17 protein-coding genes and 1 pseudogene are annotated in these 14940 nt (G+C 60.8%); 9 read left to right on the top strand and 9 right to left on the bottom strand.

The features are described from left to right. The first annotated feature begins 16 nt into the window (after positions 1 to 16). A complete protein-coding gene (locus KB892_RS15065) occupies positions 17 to 709 on the top strand; it encodes a CTP synthase C-terminal region-related (seleno)protein (RefSeq protein ID WP_004140471.1) in 693 nt (230 codons plus the stop codon). A gap of 31 nt (positions 710 to 740) precedes the next feature. Here the strand turns inward: KB892_RS15065 and KB892_RS15060 are convergent, their stop codons facing one another. Further along, entirely contained in the window at positions 741 to 1916 is a 1176-nt protein-coding gene (locus KB892_RS15060) for a CynX/NimT family MFS transporter (protein WP_014343001.1), read from the bottom strand. Between the two features lie 107 nt (positions 1917 to 2023). Between KB892_RS15060 and KB892_RS15055 the strand changes: the two genes are divergently transcribed. Further along, positions 2024 to 2818, top strand: coding sequence for an AraC family transcriptional regulator (locus KB892_RS15055; protein ID WP_004140469.1), 795 nt, complete (start codon positions 2024 to 2026; stop codon positions 2816 to 2818). On the opposite strand, the gene KB892_RS15050 is transcribed toward KB892_RS15055, so the two are convergent. The 3 genes and pseudogenes from KB892_RS15050 to KB892_RS31170 all read right to left on the bottom strand — a co-directional run bounded on the left by KB892_RS15050 (position 2802) and on the right by KB892_RS31170 (position 4117). Further along, on the bottom strand, positions 2802 to 3248 hold the full coding sequence (locus KB892_RS15050) for a DUF441 domain-containing protein (RefSeq protein WP_002901080.1): 447 nt from the start codon (positions 3246 to 3248) through the stop codon (positions 2802 to 2804). The genes KB892_RS15055 and KB892_RS15050 overlap by 17 nt on opposite strands. Positions 3249 to 3364: 116 nt before the next feature. Next, the gene (locus KB892_RS15045) at positions 3365 to 3865 is read right to left on the bottom strand and encodes a YbaK/prolyl-tRNA synthetase associated domain-containing protein (protein ID WP_002901088.1); all 501 of its coding nucleotides are present in this window, start codon (positions 3863 to 3865) and stop codon (positions 3365 to 3367) included. A gap of 95 nt (positions 3866 to 3960) precedes the next feature. Continuing rightward, a pseudogene (locus KB892_RS31170) lies at positions 3961 to 4117 on the bottom strand (hypothetical protein). Here KB892_RS31170 and KB892_RS15040 point away from each other — a divergent pair. After that, complete coding sequence (locus KB892_RS15040) at positions 4112 to 5248, top strand: glycosyltransferase family 9 protein (RefSeq protein ID WP_004198512.1); 1137 nt, start codon at positions 4112 to 4114, stop codon at positions 5246 to 5248. The pseudogene KB892_RS31170 and the gene KB892_RS15040 overlap by 6 nt on opposite strands. Positions 5249 to 5418: 170 nt before the next feature. On the opposite strand, the gene KB892_RS15035 is transcribed toward KB892_RS15040, so the two are convergent. Beyond that, on the bottom strand, positions 5419 to 5661 hold the full coding sequence (locus KB892_RS15035; RefSeq protein WP_002901096.1) for a DinI family protein: 243 nt from the start codon (positions 5659 to 5661) through the stop codon (positions 5419 to 5421). 614 nt (positions 5662 to 6275) lie between these two features. Between KB892_RS15035 and ltrA the strand changes: the two genes are divergently transcribed. The 3 genes from ltrA to KB892_RS15020 all read left to right on the top strand — a co-directional run bounded on the left by ltrA (position 6276) and on the right by KB892_RS15020 (position 9529). Beyond that, positions 6276 to 7763, top strand: a complete 1488-nt coding sequence (gene ltrA, locus KB892_RS15030) for a group II intron reverse transcriptase/maturase (RefSeq protein ID WP_004178082.1) — start codon at positions 6276 to 6278, stop codon at positions 7761 to 7763. Between the two features lie 78 nt (positions 7764 to 7841). After that, positions 7842 to 8261: a translesion error-prone DNA polymerase V autoproteolytic subunit gene (locus tag KB892_RS15025; protein ID WP_002901192.1), complete on the top strand. Its 420-nt coding sequence runs from the start codon at positions 7842 to 7844 to the stop codon at positions 8259 to 8261. Positions 8262 to 8263: 2 nt separating this feature from the next. Beyond that, positions 8264 to 9529, top strand: a complete 1266-nt coding sequence (locus tag KB892_RS15020) for a Y-family DNA polymerase (protein ID WP_004152360.1) — start codon at positions 8264 to 8266, stop codon at positions 9527 to 9529. A 6-nt stretch (positions 9530 to 9535) separates the two neighbouring features. Here KB892_RS15020 and KB892_RS15015 read toward each other — a convergent pair whose 3' ends face one another. Beyond that, positions 9536 to 10441 (bottom strand): LysR family transcriptional regulator, encoded by a 906-nt coding sequence (locus KB892_RS15015; RefSeq protein WP_004140447.1) that lies wholly within the window; start codon positions 10439 to 10441, stop codon positions 9536 to 9538. 166 nt (positions 10442 to 10607) lie between these two features. Here KB892_RS15015 and KB892_RS15010 point away from each other — a divergent pair, with 166 nt between their 5' ends. Continuing rightward, the gene (locus tag KB892_RS15010; RefSeq protein WP_002901225.1) at positions 10608 to 11357 is read left to right on the top strand and encodes an SDR family oxidoreductase; all 750 of its coding nucleotides are present in this window, start codon (positions 10608 to 10610) and stop codon (positions 11355 to 11357) included. On the opposite strand, the gene KB892_RS15005 is transcribed toward KB892_RS15010, so the two are convergent. Continuing rightward, the gene (locus KB892_RS15005; RefSeq protein ID WP_004152361.1) at positions 11354 to 12571 is read right to left on the bottom strand and encodes an MFS transporter; all 1218 of its coding nucleotides are present in this window, start codon (positions 12569 to 12571) and stop codon (positions 11354 to 11356) included. The genes KB892_RS15010 and KB892_RS15005 overlap by 4 nt on opposite strands. 175 nt (positions 12572 to 12746) lie before the next feature. On the opposite strand from KB892_RS15005, the gene KB892_RS15000 reads away from it, so the two are divergent. Continuing rightward, complete coding sequence (locus KB892_RS15000; RefSeq protein WP_004152362.1) at positions 12747 to 13628, top strand: LysR family transcriptional regulator; 882 nt, start codon at positions 12747 to 12749, stop codon at positions 13626 to 13628. Between the two features lie 70 nt (positions 13629 to 13698). Here KB892_RS15000 and KB892_RS14995 read toward each other — a convergent pair whose 3' ends face one another. Then, a complete protein-coding gene (locus KB892_RS14995; RefSeq protein ID WP_004220356.1) occupies positions 13699 to 13818 on the bottom strand; it encodes a hypothetical protein in 120 nt (39 codons plus the stop codon). A gap of 67 nt (positions 13819 to 13885) precedes the next feature. On the opposite strand from KB892_RS14995, the gene KB892_RS14990 reads away from it, so the two are divergent. Then, positions 13886 to 14197, top strand: a complete 312-nt coding sequence (locus tag KB892_RS14990) for a hypothetical protein (protein ID WP_002901229.1) — start codon at positions 13886 to 13888, stop codon at positions 14195 to 14197. A 121-nt stretch (positions 14198 to 14318) separates the two neighbouring features. On the opposite strand, the gene KB892_RS14985 is transcribed toward KB892_RS14990, so the two are convergent. Beyond that, positions 14319 to 14801 carry a glutathione peroxidase gene (locus tag KB892_RS14985; protein WP_002901230.1) on the bottom strand — a complete coding sequence of 161 codons (483 nt, stop codon included), beginning with the start codon at positions 14799 to 14801 and terminating at the stop codon, positions 14319 to 14321. Positions 14802 to 14940 lie beyond the last annotated feature (139 nt).

Below are 14940 nucleotides of genomic sequence, written 5' to 3'. Positions count from 1 at the left end.
ACATAAGGAACCTGCTATGAAAACTCCTTTACGCCTCGCCCTTGTCGGCGATTATCACCCCGATATTGTTGCCCATCAGGCCATTCCCCTGGCGATAGACGATGCCGCCGCCGTGCTGGAGCAGCCGGTGAAATATGACTGGCTCGCCACCCCGTCGATCGCCTCCGGCGAGGCGCTGGCGGAGTACGATGCCATCTGGGTCGTTCCCGGCAGCCCGTATCGTCACCCGGAAGGCGCGTTTACCGCGATCCGCTATGCCCGGGAAAACAGCATTCCTTTCCTCGGCACCTGCGGCGGCTTTCAGCACGCGGTGATTGAATACGCCCGCAACGTGCTCGGCTGGCAGGACGCCGGACATGCGGAAACCGACAGCGAAGGGCGGATGGTGATTGCTCCCCTCAGCTGCTCGCTGGTGGAGACCTCTGCCGTCGTCGAGCTGCGGGCGAATACGCTGATTGCCCGCGCCTATGGCCGGGAGAGCATTGAAGAGGGCTACCACTGCCGGTACGGCGTGAGCAGCGCGTTTGCGGCGGAGCTGGAGCAGGGCGATCTGCGCGTCACCGGCTGGGATGAAGAGGGTGAGATCCGCGCCGTCGAGCTGGTGACGCACCCGTTTTTTGTCGCCACCTTGTTCCAGCATGAGCGTCACGCGCTGGACGGGCGTCCCGCGCCGCTGGTGCAGGCGTTTCTCCGCGCCGCGGCACAATAATTCCACCGGCAGCGGGCGCTGCCGGTCATCTTCAGGGGTGAATTTCCCGGTCACGTCCGGCGAGCGCGCCGCAGACCGCCATCACCAGCGAAATCAGCGCCACCGCCAGCAGCGGAATATGCCAGTCGCCATTGGCATCATGGATCCTGCCCATCAGCGGCGGCCCGCAGGCGGCCAGCAGATAGCCGACGCTCTGCGCCATCCCTGACAGCGCCGCGGCCTGATGCGCCGAGCTGGCGCGCAGGCCGATAAACGTCAGGCCGAGGATCATAGTGGCTCCGGAGCCAAAGCCGAACAGCAGCGTCCAGCCGATCGCCAGCTCAGGCAACAGCCACAGCCCGGCGGCGCTGATGGCGCACATCAGGGCGACCAGCACCGCGATCCCGCGCTGGTCGCGCAGCCGATGCAGGATCAGCGGTATCGCCAGGCCGGGCGCGGCGGTCGCCAGCTGCAGCAGGCCATGCAGCGAGCCGGCCTGCGCTTCGCTATAGCCCATACTCTGCAGAATCGACGGCAGCCAGCCGATAATCACGTAATAGACCAGCGAGTTGATGCCGAGGAACAGCGTCACCTGCCAGGCCAGCGCCGACCGCCAGATCCCCCGGTTATGCATAGCGCCTGAGCCGGTCAATGGCGTCTCCGCCCGGCACCGGGACTGCGGCAGCCAGCTGAGGAGCGCCAGTAGCGGGAAGACCATCAGCAGCAGCAGCGCCCCGCGCCAGCCGAATCCGGCCATCGCCACGGGGACCACCAGCGCCGAACCAAGCGCCGCCGCGCCGCCCATCGTCAGGGAATAGGCGCCGGTCATCCGCGCGACATGCTGCGAGAAATCCCGTTTAATCAGCCCGGGCAGCAGCACGTTACCCAGCGCAATGCCGCAGCCGATCACCGCCGTGCCGATAAACAGCAGCGCAGCGGAGGGCAGGGAGCGCAGGGCAATGCCGGCGCAGATCAGCAGCATCGCCAGCAGCAGGCTGCGTTCCATGCCGAACCGGCGGGCAACCCCTGCCGCCAGCGGCGAGACAAGGCCAAAGGCCAGCAGCGGCAGGGTAGTGAGCAGCCCGGTCTGCGCGGTGGTCAGGCCATAGTCGCTACGAATCGCGTCCAGCAGCGGCGCCGCGCCGGTAAAGACCACGCGCAGGGTGGTGGCGATGAGCAGGATACCGGCAATCAGCAGCGCGGGGCGGCGGCCGGTAGAGGAGATCACAGAAGACATATCATTCTCAAGGTAACTAACGAGGGGGGTTACGATAGCGGCTTTGTCCCTCGTTTAAATCAAGCTAAAATGACAGATTATCGCTAATATCGGACAATATGATGATTGGACTGGGGCTGGATGGCTATGAACCGGACAGTGGCCACGAATCGGCCATTGCCTTTCGTATCCGGGTGGTGGAGGCGGAGCAGTATATTCCGGCGCATTCCCACCGTAAGGGGCAGCTGATCCTTGCCCTGCACGGCGCCTTGACCTGCGAGGTGGAGAACGCAATGTGGATGGTGCCGCCGCAGTATGCGGTGTGGGTTCCGGGGCAGCTGTCCCACAGTAACCGCGCTACCCCCGGCGCCCAGGTATGCTTCCTGTTCATCGAGCCGGGCGCCGCGCCGATGCCGGATCGCTGCTGTACGCTAAAGATTTCCCCGCTGGTGCGAGAGCTGATCCTTACTCTGGCGGAGCGCGGCGGAGAGTCCCTGGCCGCCCCCGCCACGGCCCGGCTGGTGCAGGTTCTGTTTGATGAGCTGCCCCGCCAGCCGCAGGAGCACCTGCAGCTGCCGGTATCAAACCACCCGAAAATTCGTCAAATGGTGACGATGATGGCTGAGGATCCGGCGCGCTGGCAGACCCTGAGCCAGTGGGCGGCGGTGTTTGCGATGAGCGAGCGGAATCTGGCCCGCCTGGTCGTGCGCGAAACGGGGCTGAGCTTTCGCCGCTGGCGCCATCAGCTGCAGCTGATCCTCGCGCTGCAGCTGCTGATCCGCGGGCAGACGGTGCAGCAGACGGCTCAGGCGCTGGGCTACGATTCCACCACCGCCTTCATCACCATGTTTAAAAAAGGGCTCGGGCAGACACCGGGCCGCTATCACGGTAGCCTGGCTACGACTTCCCAATAAACAATGAGATGATCCCGGCGGCAATCAGCGGCCCGACCGGGACGCCGCGAAACAGGGCGACGCCGAGTACTGTACCGACCAGCAGCCCGGCCACCAGATGCGGCTGGGAGCCCATCAGGGAGACGCCGCGCCCGCCGAGCCACGAAACAAACACCCCGACCGCAATCGCCAGCAGCGATTTCCAGTTCATAAAGGAGTGGATCAGCGTCGAGGGCGGCAGCGTGCCGCTGGCGATAGGCGCCATCACGCCGATGGTCAGAATAATGATCCCGACGGTCAGTCCCTGTTTCTCAACCCAGGGAAAGAAGGCGTTCAGCGGCGTGACGCGCACGATAATCAGCACGAGGATGGAGATCGCCACGGTGGTGTTATGACTGATAAAGCCGAGCGCCGCCAGACCCAGCAGGATCAACAGGGTGGTATCAAACATGTACAGAGGTCCTTGCCAAAATAAGAATGCCAAAAATATCCCGCTTACTCTACGCATCGTGGCGTGAATAAACAGGATTTTTACGCCATGCGGCGGAAATCTGGGCGGATGCCCGGTTAGCTAAGACGGCGAAAGGTCGCGATCTCTGGTCGGGCGATATGTAAATAGTCTTCGGTGTCGAGAATGATCGACCGGTCCAGGCGCCCGGCGTTAAAGGCGATTTGTGGAAAGCGTTCAAACAGCAGCGGGTCCGCCACCAGCCGCAGCGCCGGATGGAAACTGAAGGGGGGAATGGCGCCGAACACGCAGGCGGTGAGGGCCTCCACCTCCGCCGGGCTGGCCAGCGAGGCTTTGCTGCCGCCGATATGCCGGGCCAGGCTGGCGAGGTCGGCCTGCCGATCGGCGGCGAGGATCGCCAGCACATGCTGGTTGACGCCGTTTCCTTTCACTTTACAGACTAACGCTTTCGCGCCCTGGCCAAGCGCGGTGCCGCGGATTGCCGAGACGGCTTCGCACTGACCGACCGCCTCGTGCGCCATCACCCGGTAGCGGGCCCGGTGCTCGTCGAGCAGCGCGCACAGCCGTTGGTGGATATTACCTTCTACTGCTTCAAGCATAGCGTCCTCCTGACATCATAAAGCAGCCAGCTTAGCGCTGTTGCGCCGGCCTGCCAACGGTGGGCCGGGAAATTCACCATTCGCTCATTATTACTTCACAGTGCTGTGGTGCAATCCCGCAGGCGCAGATGAGTTTTGTAAATAAAAAAAAGAATGATTTTCATTTTCAATCGAACTTTTTTTATTTCGCTCAGTCTCTATCGGACGACACAGAATATTAATAATTGCCGTAATGAGGTTAGGATGATGCACGATGCAACCATGCAGGGTTCCCCACGCAAGAAATTTAATAAAATAAGGGAGCTCAACAGACGGCGGAATTACTTTACTAAGAAAGTACGTAATGCCCTGCGGGTGGGGGTGGCGAAAGCGCTCTGGGATCGCCGACGCCGTCAGCCGGTAGATTTGTCGTCTGCGAAAACCGTCCTGTTGATGCGCAATGAGGGGGCGGTCGGCGATGTAGTGGTGGATTCCGCGCTGGTGAAATGCCTGCATCAGTCAGGCTATATCGTTGATTTTTTGCTGACGACCTCTAACAGCCAGGTGATGCGTTATAACCCGCGGATCCGCCATATTTATGAAGCTGACCCGGTCACGTCCGCCGATTTTTTGCGTAAATTTAATCATAACGTTCCTCGCGACGTTATTAATGAACTGGCTAATAATAAGTACGATATTATTATTGACCCTTCGCTGTTCGATATTCCCGTGCATCGCCTGCGGCTTTTCCGACAAATAAAAGCCAAATCAGTGCTCGGGTTTAATAAATGGCCATCGATTAAGCACTACTCCCACTCTTTTGATTTTGACTGCCAGCGCTGGCACGTGACGAAAACGTTCGAGCTGATCGCCGATTATCTCCAACTGGACACCCGCGGGCTGGACGCTTACGACCTGGCGGTGCCCGGGCCGATTATGCAGGAGGTGGCGCAGTATCTGGCGTCGCTAAGCGGAAAAGCGGTGGTGATTAATATTTTTGCCGGCCATGCCGACCGCAGTCTCTCGCAGACGCAGCTGGCGGAACTGCTCGACAAACTGCTGGCCCGCCATCCGGGGAGCGCGGCTATTCTGCTCGATCACCGGCGCGAGATCCGCATCCCGCTGCCGCCGGAGGTGGTGATTAACCCATTTAACACGTTACACCATGCGATGGCGCTGATCGCCCAGGCGGAGCTGATTATCTCCCCGGACACCTCGGTGGTGCACATGGCGGCGGCGTGGAACAAACCGCTGATCGCGGTCTATAAGGACGTTCTGCTTAATAACCGGCTGTGGGCCCCGGGCTATGACAACGCCAGGCAGATCATTGTTAAATGCGGGAAGGTCCATCAGCATCGCGGGCTAGTGGATAGAATTATAGCGGCGCTACCGGAGACGCTGTGAGGCGATGAGGGGAGACAGGTAGGGCTCACCTGCTGGCCGTATGCAAGAGCCAGCAGGTGAGCGAAGGTTGCATTGCCAGTCTGCAACCGCCGCTATTGTACTGTTGCCCGCGGCTCTGCCACATCCGGGAAAGCTCTTAAAGAGGTGGTCGCCGCGACTGACGGGCGGGATCACTCTTCAGTGAGCCACATATCCGCCTCTTCAAACATCTCCTGCACCGTGCGGCTGATCAGCTCTTTTTCATGCTTGCTGGCGTCGGTGTTGATCGCCGGCAGCGTCATCATCGGCTTCACCCGCACTTCCGCCTCCGGGAAAATGCGCTGCATGCGTTTGGTCAGCTCGTTAAGAATGGCCTCTCTGGCGCCCGGCAGCCCGGCAAAATTGCGCTTGTCATAAATCAGTTCCACAAACATCTTCTGTCCTCTGTATGCTGATCGCGGGCGATAGTTTTACTGTATTAATGTACAGTGTCAAGCGAATGCCGCGGCGCTGCGCATCTACCACCTCGCGCGGCGGGCGGACTGCGCGCAAAAGCAGCAAACGGTTCGCTGGCGCTGAAGAAGACCCCTATTGACATCAAGGAGTTATTTCAGTGCTGGCGATTGATAGCTGGAGCCGATATTGACCGGTAAAATTGGCAAAACTACTGTATATATATTCAGTGTGCGCCGGGAGACCGGTTAGAGATCAAGGGGTGAAAGTCCCCGACCATTGAAGGACCAGCAATCCACAAGGTCCCCGAGTCATGCGTTGCATACCGCGAGGTATGGGGCGAAGCGTTGACAGGGGTGTTGACAGGCCAGCCATTGAGCCACGAAATGTATATTAAATTACCGGGTGCCGACGTTGTACTGTTAACGGAAGGCAACATCATAGGGTGCGATACTGCGAGTGCCACATGGACCCGGCGGGGTCTGAGACCCTGGCATGTCAATACGATCTCTACGCGGGAACCGGGAGATCTCCCCTCTGACCATCTGCCAGTGTCGGAGATGGCCCGCACCGGGAAGACGAGGAGTCATAGCCGGTGATGTACGGAGAGGAGAAGTCGGACTCGCTCATAGTAGCGGCGAAGCAGGCGAACAACCCGAAAGGAGCGGAGTCAGTGGAGCGAAGGAGCGGGGCCAAGGGGAACGCGGAACAGCCACACATGCGCCGGACACAGAGCCGGGAAAGCATGTCACAGAGGCTGTCACGCGTGCGGGAAGCTGCGAAGCAGCGGAAGAAAGAACGGTTTACAGCATTGTTCCACCTGCTGACAGTCGAAGCACTGGAAGCCGCATTCCTCTCCCTGAGCAGGAAAGCGGCCGCCGGAGTGGATGGCATCAGGTGGATGGACTACGCCGGAAACATGAAGAACAACATAACAGATCTGCACCGGAGGCTACATCAGGGCAGCTACAGGGCGCAGCCCGGCAGGCGTCACTACATCCCAAAAGCGGATGGAAAACAACGCCCGCTCGGCATCGCCTCGCTGGAGGACAAGATCGTCCAGTATGCGCTGGTGAAAATCCTGAACGCAGTCTATGAAAACGACTTTATGGGGTTCTCATACGGGTTCAGACCCGGGCGAAGCCAGCACGATGCACTGGACGCACTGGCCACAGGGCTGGTACGCACTAACGTAAACTGGGTACTGGATGCCGACATCAGTCAGTTCTTCGACAGGGTGAGCCACGAATGGCTGATCAGGTTCACAGAGCATCGGATCGGCGACCGGAGGGTAATCAGGCTCATACGTAAGTGGCTCACAGCCGGGACGTCGGAGGAGGGTCAATGGCGAGCAACGGAGGAAGGCACCCCACAGGGTGCGGTCATCTCACCGCTGCTGGCAAACATATACCTCCACTACGTCTTCGATCTGTGGGCGCATCAGTGGCGACGTCGCTATGCCACAGGCAATGTGGTAATGGTCAGATACGCCGATGACATCGTCATCGGGTTCGACAAACGATACGATGCCCGGCGCTTCCGTATAGCCATGCAGCGCAGACTGAGGGAGTTCGGACTCACGGTTCACCCGGAGAAAACCCGTCTGATGGAGTTCGGCCGCTTCGCTGCCGAAAACCGTGCCATCAGGGGAAAAGGCAAACCAGAAACGTTCAACTTCCTCGGGTTCACGCACATCAGCGGGAAAGATCGCAACGGCAGGTTCATGCTGATACGAAAGACCCGCCGGGATCGGATGACGGCAACTCTGAAAGCCATCAAAGACGGTCTGCGAAGGCGCTGGCATTACTCAATCCCCGAACAGGGAAAATGGCTCAGGAGAGTGGTTCAGGGATACCTGAACTATCACTCGGTACCGGGCAACTTCCCCACCATGCAGAAGTTCAGGACACACGTAACAAACCTCTGGCGCCGGGCGCTCAGGCGCAGGAGCCAGAAGGATGATACGACCTGGACGAAAGCAAACAAACTGGCAGCCGCATGGCTACCAAGGGTTCGGGTTCTTCATCCATGGCCTGTGGAGCGGTTCACCGCCAGACACCCGAGGCAGGAGCCCGGTGCGTAAATCGCGCACGCCGGGATCTGTGCGGGGGGTATCCGGTAACGGGTATCCCTACCGCGACATTGTGTGGTGGGTTGAAAAATGAACGTTTACACGCCGGTTGAGCTACGTCAGATTGTCTCCTTTCCCTTTTTTGCCGACCTGGTGCAGTGCGGCTTTCCCAGCCCGGCTCAGGACTATGTTGAGAAGCGAATCGACCTCAACGAGCTGCTGGTGCAGCATCCCAGCGCGACCTATTTTGTCAAAGCCGCTGGCGACAGCATGATCGATGCCGGCATTGACGAAGGCGATTTGCTGGTGGTGGACAGCGCGCGTAAAGCGGAGCATGGCGATATCGTGATTGCCGCCGTCGGCGGCGAGTTTACGGTAAAGAAGCTGCAGCTTCTGCCGCGGGTGCAGCTTAACCCGATGAACCCGGCCTATTCGCCCATCGTGGTCGGCCGCGAGGAGACGCTCGATATTTTCGGCGTCGTAACCTACATCATCAAGGCGGCGGGCTGATCATGTTCGCGCATTGTGATGTGAACGCCTTCTATGCCAGCTGTCAGACCGCCTTCCGGCCAGACCTGAAGGGGCGGCCGGTGGTGGTGCTGTCGAATAACGACGGCTGCGTGATCGCCCGCTCGGCGGAGGCGAAGCCGTTTGTGAAAATGGGCGAACCCTACTTTAAGCAGAAGGCTGCGTTTCTTCGCCACGGCGTCGTGGCGTTTAGCAGTAATTATGAGCTGTATGCCGACATGTCCAGCCGGGTGATGGCCACCCTGGAAGAGCTCACCCCGCGCTGCGAAATTTACAGTATCGATGAGGCCTTTTGCGATGTCAGCGGTGTGCGTCATTGCAGAGATCTGACCGATTTTGGCCGCGAAATCCGCGCCACGGTACTGCAGCGTACCCATCTGACGCTGGGCGTTGGCATCGCCCAGACCAAAACCCTGGCGAAGCTGGCCAACCACGCGGCGAAGCAGTGGCCGCGGCAGACGGGCGGGGTAGTGGACTTGTCCTGCCCGCAGCGGCAGCGAAAGCTGATGGCGCTGCTGCCGGTGAGCGAGGTCTGGGGCATCGGGCGGCGGATCGGCAAAAAGCTTGAAGCGATGGGGATCGGCACGGTACTCCAGCTGGCGGAGAGCGATATCCGCTTTATCCGCAAGCACTTCACGGTGGTGCTCGAACGAACGGTACGGGAGCTGCGCGGCGAGCCTTGCCTGGCGCTGGAGGAGTTTGCCCCCGCTAAGCAGGAAATTATCTGCAGCCGCTCGTTCGGGGATCGGATTACGGCCTATGAGGATATGCGCCAGGCGATCTGCAGCTATGCCGCGCGGGCAGCAGAAAAGCTGCGCGGTGAGCATCAGTACTGCCGGTTCGTCTCCGCCTTTGTCAAAACCAGCCCCTTCGCGCTGAATGAACCCTATTACGGCAACAGCGCCTCGCTAAAGCTGCTGACGCCGACCCAGGACTCCCGGGATATTATCGCCGCGGCGACGAGCTGTCTGGATGCCATCTGGAAAGCGGGGCATCGCTATCAGAAGGCCGGCGTGATGCTCGGCGATTTCTACAGCCAGGGCGTCGCCCAGCTGAATCTGTTCGACGAGCTTGCTCCGCGGCACAACAGCGCCAGACTGATGCAGGTTCTCGATCAGCTGAATGCGAAAAACGGCAGGGGGGCGCTCTATTTTGCCGGCCAGGGGATCCAGCAGCAGTGGCAGATGAAGCGAGAGATGCTCTCGCCGCGCTACACCACGCGATACGGCGACCTGCTCCGCGTCAGATAACGCGCGCTATCCCTGCACCGCGGCCGGAAAAACCGCCGCCAGCCAGTCAATAAAGACGCGGAGCCGGGGCGGGACGTGCCGGTGCCGGGCATAGACAACGTGAAAAGGATAGGGGGCCGGGCGCCAGGCGCTGAGGATCTCCACCAGTTCGCCGCTCGCCAGCGCCGGTTTCAGCGAATAGGTAAAGGTCTGCACAATGCCTAAGCCCGCCTCGCCGGCGGCAATATGCGCGTTGCTCTCATTGATGCCGAGATGGGGCTCTGTCTTCAGCTCGGTGCTGACGCCGTGACGCGTAAAGCGAAACGGAAACGCTCTGCCGCTGGCCGGCGACAGATAGCTGATGAGCCGGTGGCCATGATGTAGTTCATCCGGCGAGGCGGGGGTGCCGTAGCGCTGAAGATAGCCCGGGGTGGCGCAGGTGACCAGCGTCGCCTCGCCGATTTTACGGGCGATCAGCGTCGAGTCTTCCATCGGACCGCCGCGGATGGCGCAGTCAATATTGCCGCTGATGAGGTCCGCGGGCTTATCGGCCACCTGCAAATCGATACGGATATCCGGCCAGGAGGTCATAAAGTCCGCCAGCAGCGGGATCAGCACATCGCACGCGGTCGACCCGCCGATGGCGATCCGTAGATGGCCCTTCGGCTTATTGCGGGCGGTATTGAAAGACGCGTCGATCTCTTCCAGGTCTTCCAGCAGACAGCGGGCTTTTTCATAGTACTCCCGTCCTTCCGGCGTCACGGTAATACGCCGCGTGGTGCGCTGCAGGAGGGAAACCCCAAGATGCGCTTCCAGTTGCTGAATGGTTTTGCTGAGGGTGGCGTTGGGCATATTCAGCGAGTCCGCGGCGCGGGTAAAGCTGCCGGCTTCGACAACGCGAGTGAAGGCTTTGAGAGCTGAAAACCGGTCCATTATTCGCTTTATCCTGGTTACTGGAGGTCATTATCCACCGAGGGGAAGAGTGTTTTTCAGATTAGGCCATTTTTCCGCCTCGCCGGGACGATTACAGTGCTTTCCATACCCGGCGGGGCGCGTTCGCGAGCCTGGCCTGTTTATACTCTAACCAAGGAAATGCACCATGAGCAAAAAACTTGCGGATAAAGTGGCGTTAGTCACCGGCGGCAGCGCCGGGATTGGCCTGGCGTCGGCGAAAGCACTGGCGGAGCAGGGCGCGAAGGTGTACATCACCGGCCGCCGTCAGGAGGAGCTGGATGCGGCGGTAAGATTCATCGGGCCCGCCGCCCGCGGGATCCGCGCCGACGCCGCCGTATTAAGCGACCTTGACGCGGTATTTGCGACCATTGCCGAAGAGTCCGGCCGGCTGGATGTGCTGTTCGCCAATGCCGGCGGCGGAGACATGCTGCCGCTGAGCGCCATCACCGAAGCGCACGTCGACCGGATTTTCGCCACCAACGTGCGCGGGGTGGTGTTCACCGTGCAAAAAGCGCTGCCGCTGCTCGCCGATGGCGCCTCGGTGATTTTGACCGGCTCTACGGCGGCGGTAAAAGGGACGGCTAACTTCAGCATCTATAGCGCCAGTAAGGCCGCGGTACGCAGCCTGGCGCGCTCCTGGGCGCTGGAGGTTAGCGACCGCGGGATCCGCATCAATGTGGTCAGCCCGGGGCCGGTACGTACCCCGGGTCTGGGAGGGCTGGTGGCGGAGGCGGACCGCCAGGGCTTGTTCGATGCTCTGGCGGCCGGCGTACCGCTCGGGCGGCTGGGCGAGCCGGAGGAGATTGGCCGGACGGTGGTATTTTTAGCGTCGGATGAGTCGAGCTTTATTAACGCCGCGGAGATCTATGTCGACGGCGGGCTGGCGCAAATCTAAGCGCCTGCCGTCGCCGCACCGATCTGACCGGGCAGAGGCGCTTTCAGCAGGGCGATCAGCAGCGTACTGCCCACCATGATCCCCGCCGCCAGCCACACCATTCCCGACAGGCCAGCTGAGGCGATCAACTGGCCGCCGACAAACGCCCCGGTGCCGATGGCGGCATTAAAAATGGCCACATAAATGGCTGACGCCGGCTGGGCGACCGCGCCCGCGCTGCGCAGCAGCCAGGTCTGTAAGCCTACGAACACAATCGCGATGCCGGCGCCCCACAGGGCTAACAGTAGCCCGCTAAAACAGAACGGCAGTGGCGCAAGACGGGCGGCGCCAAGGAGCGCCAGCGCGCCCCCGCTCAGCAGCAGCGCAGCGAAAATCAGCCCCTTCAGATGACGATCGATAAGCTTACCCGCGATAACGTTACCCAGCAGCCCGGAAACCCCTGACAGCAGCAGCAGGCCGGAGAGGGCGGTCGCCGGGACTCCCTGCAGATTTATCAGCAGCGATTCAATGTAGGTGAAGGCGGCAAAGTGAGCGGTAATGATGCAGGCCGTGGCGCCATACAGGCCACCGAGCAGCGGATTGCGGAAGATATCGCGATAAACACGCAGCCTGACGGGGGCTGGGGCGGCCAGCGGGGGCAGCGTCGAGCACAGCACCGCAGCGGCGGCTAGTGACAGCAAGGCCATCGACATAAACGCGAGTCGCCAGCCCGCCAGGGTGGCGATAAAGCTCGCCAGCGGCACCCCCACTACGCTTGCCGCTGACACGCCGCCAAAAATGATCGCCGTGGCCAGCCCCAGCCGGTGCGGCGGCACCAGCTGCGCGGCGACAATGCCAATTAAGGCCCAGAAGGCGCCATGCGCCAGGGCGCCAATCATGCGGGCGCTCATCAGGGCGAACATCGAATAAGACCGGGTTGCGGCGAGGCAGGAAAACGCGAGGATCAGCATCAGCCCGACCAGCAGCGCCTTGCGGGAAATACGCGCCGGCATTGCGCCGGAAAGCAGAGCCGCCAGGGCGCCTACCCAGCCATAGGCGGTGACGGCGAGGCCCACGCCGGATTCCGTCTGGTGAAAATCCGCCGCCAGGGCGCTGAGCATGCCCACCGGCGCCAGTTCGCTGGTGACGATCGAAAAGGCGCAGATCCCGAGCGCAACGACGGCAATCCAGACGCGCGCCGGCGCCGGGTGGAGGGGTAAAGCAATCTCTTTCATATCAGGCGTATCCTTAGGAAAGGAGCGTTCCGCGCGGTGCACGGACGTTCAGGTGAGGAGAGAGCAGGCGATCGGATGGCCTGGTTGTCTCCGCGAGTGGCGTGCAGTATCATCCCTGCAAAATTGATAAAAAAGAGCAGAAAACGGAGAGCCGTTTTCCATAAATGGAAAAGAGATGACAGCAGAATTTCATTGGGATGATGCGCGCATCTTCCTCGCCATCGCCCGGGCGGGAACGCTGAGCGGCGCCGCCGACAAGATGAACATGGGAATTGCCACCGTGTCCCGCCGGCTGGATCGGCTGGAGCAGGCGTTGAACGTTCCGCTCTTCAGCCGCCATCAGAGCGGCTACCGCCTGACCGACGATGGCGAAGCCCTGCTCGCGCGGGCGGAGGCGCTGGAATACGCTGGCCTGGCGTTCGGCGAAGCGGCGCAACTGCAGGGGCATGTCGCCGGGGTTGTCCGTCTGGCCACCTCGGATAACCTGGCCACGCATTTTATTCTGCCCTCCCTGAAAGGGCTCCTGGACCATTATCCCGAGCTGCGGGTGGAGGTGCTGAGCGGTGTGCAGCCGGTGAACCTGCACCGTCGGGATGCCGATCTGGCGATCCGCATGGTCAAGCCTGAGGCCGGGCATCTGACGTTAAAGCGGCTGGGGACGGTGGGGTTTGGCGTCTATGGCGCCGCCGACTGTCTGGTCGGCGCGGACGGCCTGTCGCTGAGCGAGGCGGACTTTGTGGGTTGGCCGGAAACTCACCAGCACCTGCCGGCCGCCCAATGGATCACGCGCACCCTGCGCGGCCGGCCGTGTAAAGTCGAAGCCAATACGCTCGTGGCCCAGGTTTCCGCAATATCCGCGGGCCTCGGATTGGGCGTCCTGCCGCACTTTATGGCGCGGGCCAGCGGCCTGCAGTGCCTGCAGCCGGAGATCGGCGCGGATCAGACCCTCTGGCTGGTGATGCATTCTGACCTGGCCGGATCCAGACGCGTGCGGGTTCTCGCCGACCATCTCATCGCTCTCTTTGCGGACCATCAAGATCGGCTGGCGATGCCCTGAAGGGGCGCGGCTTGGGCGTGTATCGATAAGACTGCCCGAGGCTGACGAGCCACGATTTTTTCCGCGCCAGCTAACAGTGATACTCGCCGCGCAATATTCGGCCCAATGCTGCCCCGCAGTCGGAAATACTGCAGAGTGAGAGGATATCCCCGTCCGGCAAAATAATTTTGTGTTGTTGCCAGCGCGGCATTGTTGCGCTCCCCCAGAAATGCCTGTCGATGTTAGGGTGAGACGTTTATCACCACAGGAGAATGCAAATGATTGTCAGGACCTGGCACGGCTGTGTGCCATTGCAACATGCTGAGGGGTTTGCCCGCCACCTCGAGCGGACCGGCGTGGAACACGCTCAGAGCATCGCCGGCAACCGGGGGGCGCTGGTGCGTCAGGAAAACCAGGGCGAATGGGCGCATTTCTTTCTTGCCACTTACTGGCAGGATCTCGCGGCGGTCAAAGCCTTCGCTGGCGAAGACTATCACGTCGCGGTCACCTATCCGGACGACGACGCATTCGAACTCCTCTCCGACCCCTATGTGTTTCAGCATGAAGTCGAGGCCGTGTCGCCGCTGTAGGCTGATGACCGGGCAGGTGGAAGATTGGCCAGCAGCAGGCGGTTGCTGGCTGCGCGAGAGCGACGTCTACCTTGTATGGACAGCCAGCCGCCGCTGGGTGAACGTGGCATGACGGGAACACTCAGCGCGTGAGGGCCGCGACAATGGAGGCTTCCATTTTCTCCGGCGTCGTGAACGGCGCAAAACGCGTGAGGGGTGTGCCGTCGCGACCGATGAGGAACTTGGTGAAATTCCACTTGATCCGTCCGCCGAGCACGCCGGGCAACGCTTGTTTCAGATAACGAAACAGCGGGTGTGCGGCGGGGCCGTTGACGTCCACTTTCTCAAACATCGGGAAGCTCACGCCGTAGTTAACGTGACAAGTCTGCTCGATTTCATCCGCACCGCCGGGTTCCTGCTTACCAAACTGGTTGCACGGGAAACCAAGCACTACCAGCCCCTGAGCCGCGTACTTTTTGTAGAGCGCTTCCAGGCCAGCGTATTGCGGTGTGAAGCCACAATGGCTGGCCGTATTCACCACCAGAACCACCTTGCCAGCATAGTCAGCCATGGAGAGGGGCTGGCCGCGCAGGCGGGTAGCCGTCAATTGATAAAAAGGGGTCATAGCAGGCTCCTGAGAGTAGAAACAGTTCAACGCTGACGATCGCGCGAATGTTTGAAGCAGATTAGGCAGTTATGATACACAGGGTTAGGGATTTGTACCTGGAGTGTTAAAAAAACGCCAGATGTCATAGAGAAAATCG

It is taken from the genome of Klebsiella sp. P1927, assembly GCF_018204675.1.
Lineage (GTDB): Bacteria > Pseudomonadota > Gammaproteobacteria > Enterobacterales > Enterobacteriaceae > Klebsiella > Klebsiella pneumoniae.
The sequence above is the reverse complement of the archived record's forward strand: the minus strand, read 5'-3'. Positions and strand labels throughout refer to the sequence as shown.

Excerpts from the sequence above, each read along its gene's own strand:
- KB892_RS15065 (WP_004140471.1), top strand. The coding sequence starts at position 17 with ATGAAAACTCCTTTACGCCTCGCCCTTGTCGGCGATTATCACCCCGAT.
- KB892_RS15055 (WP_004140469.1), top strand. The coding sequence starts at position 2,024 with ATGATGATTGGACTGGGGCTGGATGGCTATGAACCGGACAGTGGCCAC.
- KB892_RS15050 (WP_002901080.1), bottom strand. The coding sequence starts at position 3,248 with ATGTTTGATACCACCCTGTTGATCCTGCTGGGTCTGGCGGCGCTCGGC.
- KB892_RS15045 (WP_002901088.1), bottom strand. The coding sequence starts at position 3,865 with ATGCTTGAAGCAGTAGAAGGTAATATCCACCAACGGCTGTGCGCGCTG.
- KB892_RS15040 (WP_004198512.1), top strand. The coding sequence starts at position 4,112 with ATGCACGATGCAACCATGCAGGGTTCCCCACGCAAGAAATTTAATAAA.
- KB892_RS15035 (WP_002901096.1), bottom strand. The coding sequence starts at position 5,661 with ATGTTTGTGGAACTGATTTATGACAAGCGCAATTTTGCCGGGCTGCCG.
- KB892_RS15025 (WP_002901192.1), top strand. The coding sequence starts at position 7,842 with ATGAACGTTTACACGCCGGTTGAGCTACGTCAGATTGTCTCCTTTCCC.
- KB892_RS15020 (WP_004152360.1), top strand. The coding sequence starts at position 8,264 with ATGTTCGCGCATTGTGATGTGAACGCCTTCTATGCCAGCTGTCAGACC.
- KB892_RS15015 (WP_004140447.1), bottom strand. The coding sequence starts at position 10,441 with ATGGACCGGTTTTCAGCTCTCAAAGCCTTCACTCGCGTTGTCGAAGCC.
- KB892_RS15010 (WP_002901225.1), top strand. The coding sequence starts at position 10,608 with ATGAGCAAAAAACTTGCGGATAAAGTGGCGTTAGTCACCGGCGGCAGC.
- KB892_RS15005 (WP_004152361.1), bottom strand. The coding sequence starts at position 12,571 with ATGAAAGAGATTGCTTTACCCCTCCACCCGGCGCCGGCGCGCGTCTGG.
- KB892_RS15000 (WP_004152362.1), top strand. The coding sequence starts at position 12,747 with ATGACAGCAGAATTTCATTGGGATGATGCGCGCATCTTCCTCGCCATC.
- KB892_RS14995 (WP_004220356.1), bottom strand. The coding sequence starts at position 13,818 with ATGCCGCGCTGGCAACAACACAAAATTATTTTGCCGGACGGGGATATC.
- KB892_RS14990 (WP_002901229.1), top strand. The coding sequence starts at position 13,886 with ATGATTGTCAGGACCTGGCACGGCTGTGTGCCATTGCAACATGCTGAG.
- KB892_RS14985 (WP_002901230.1), bottom strand. The coding sequence starts at position 14,801 with ATGACCCCTTTTTATCAATTGACGGCTACCCGCCTGCGCGGCCAGCCC.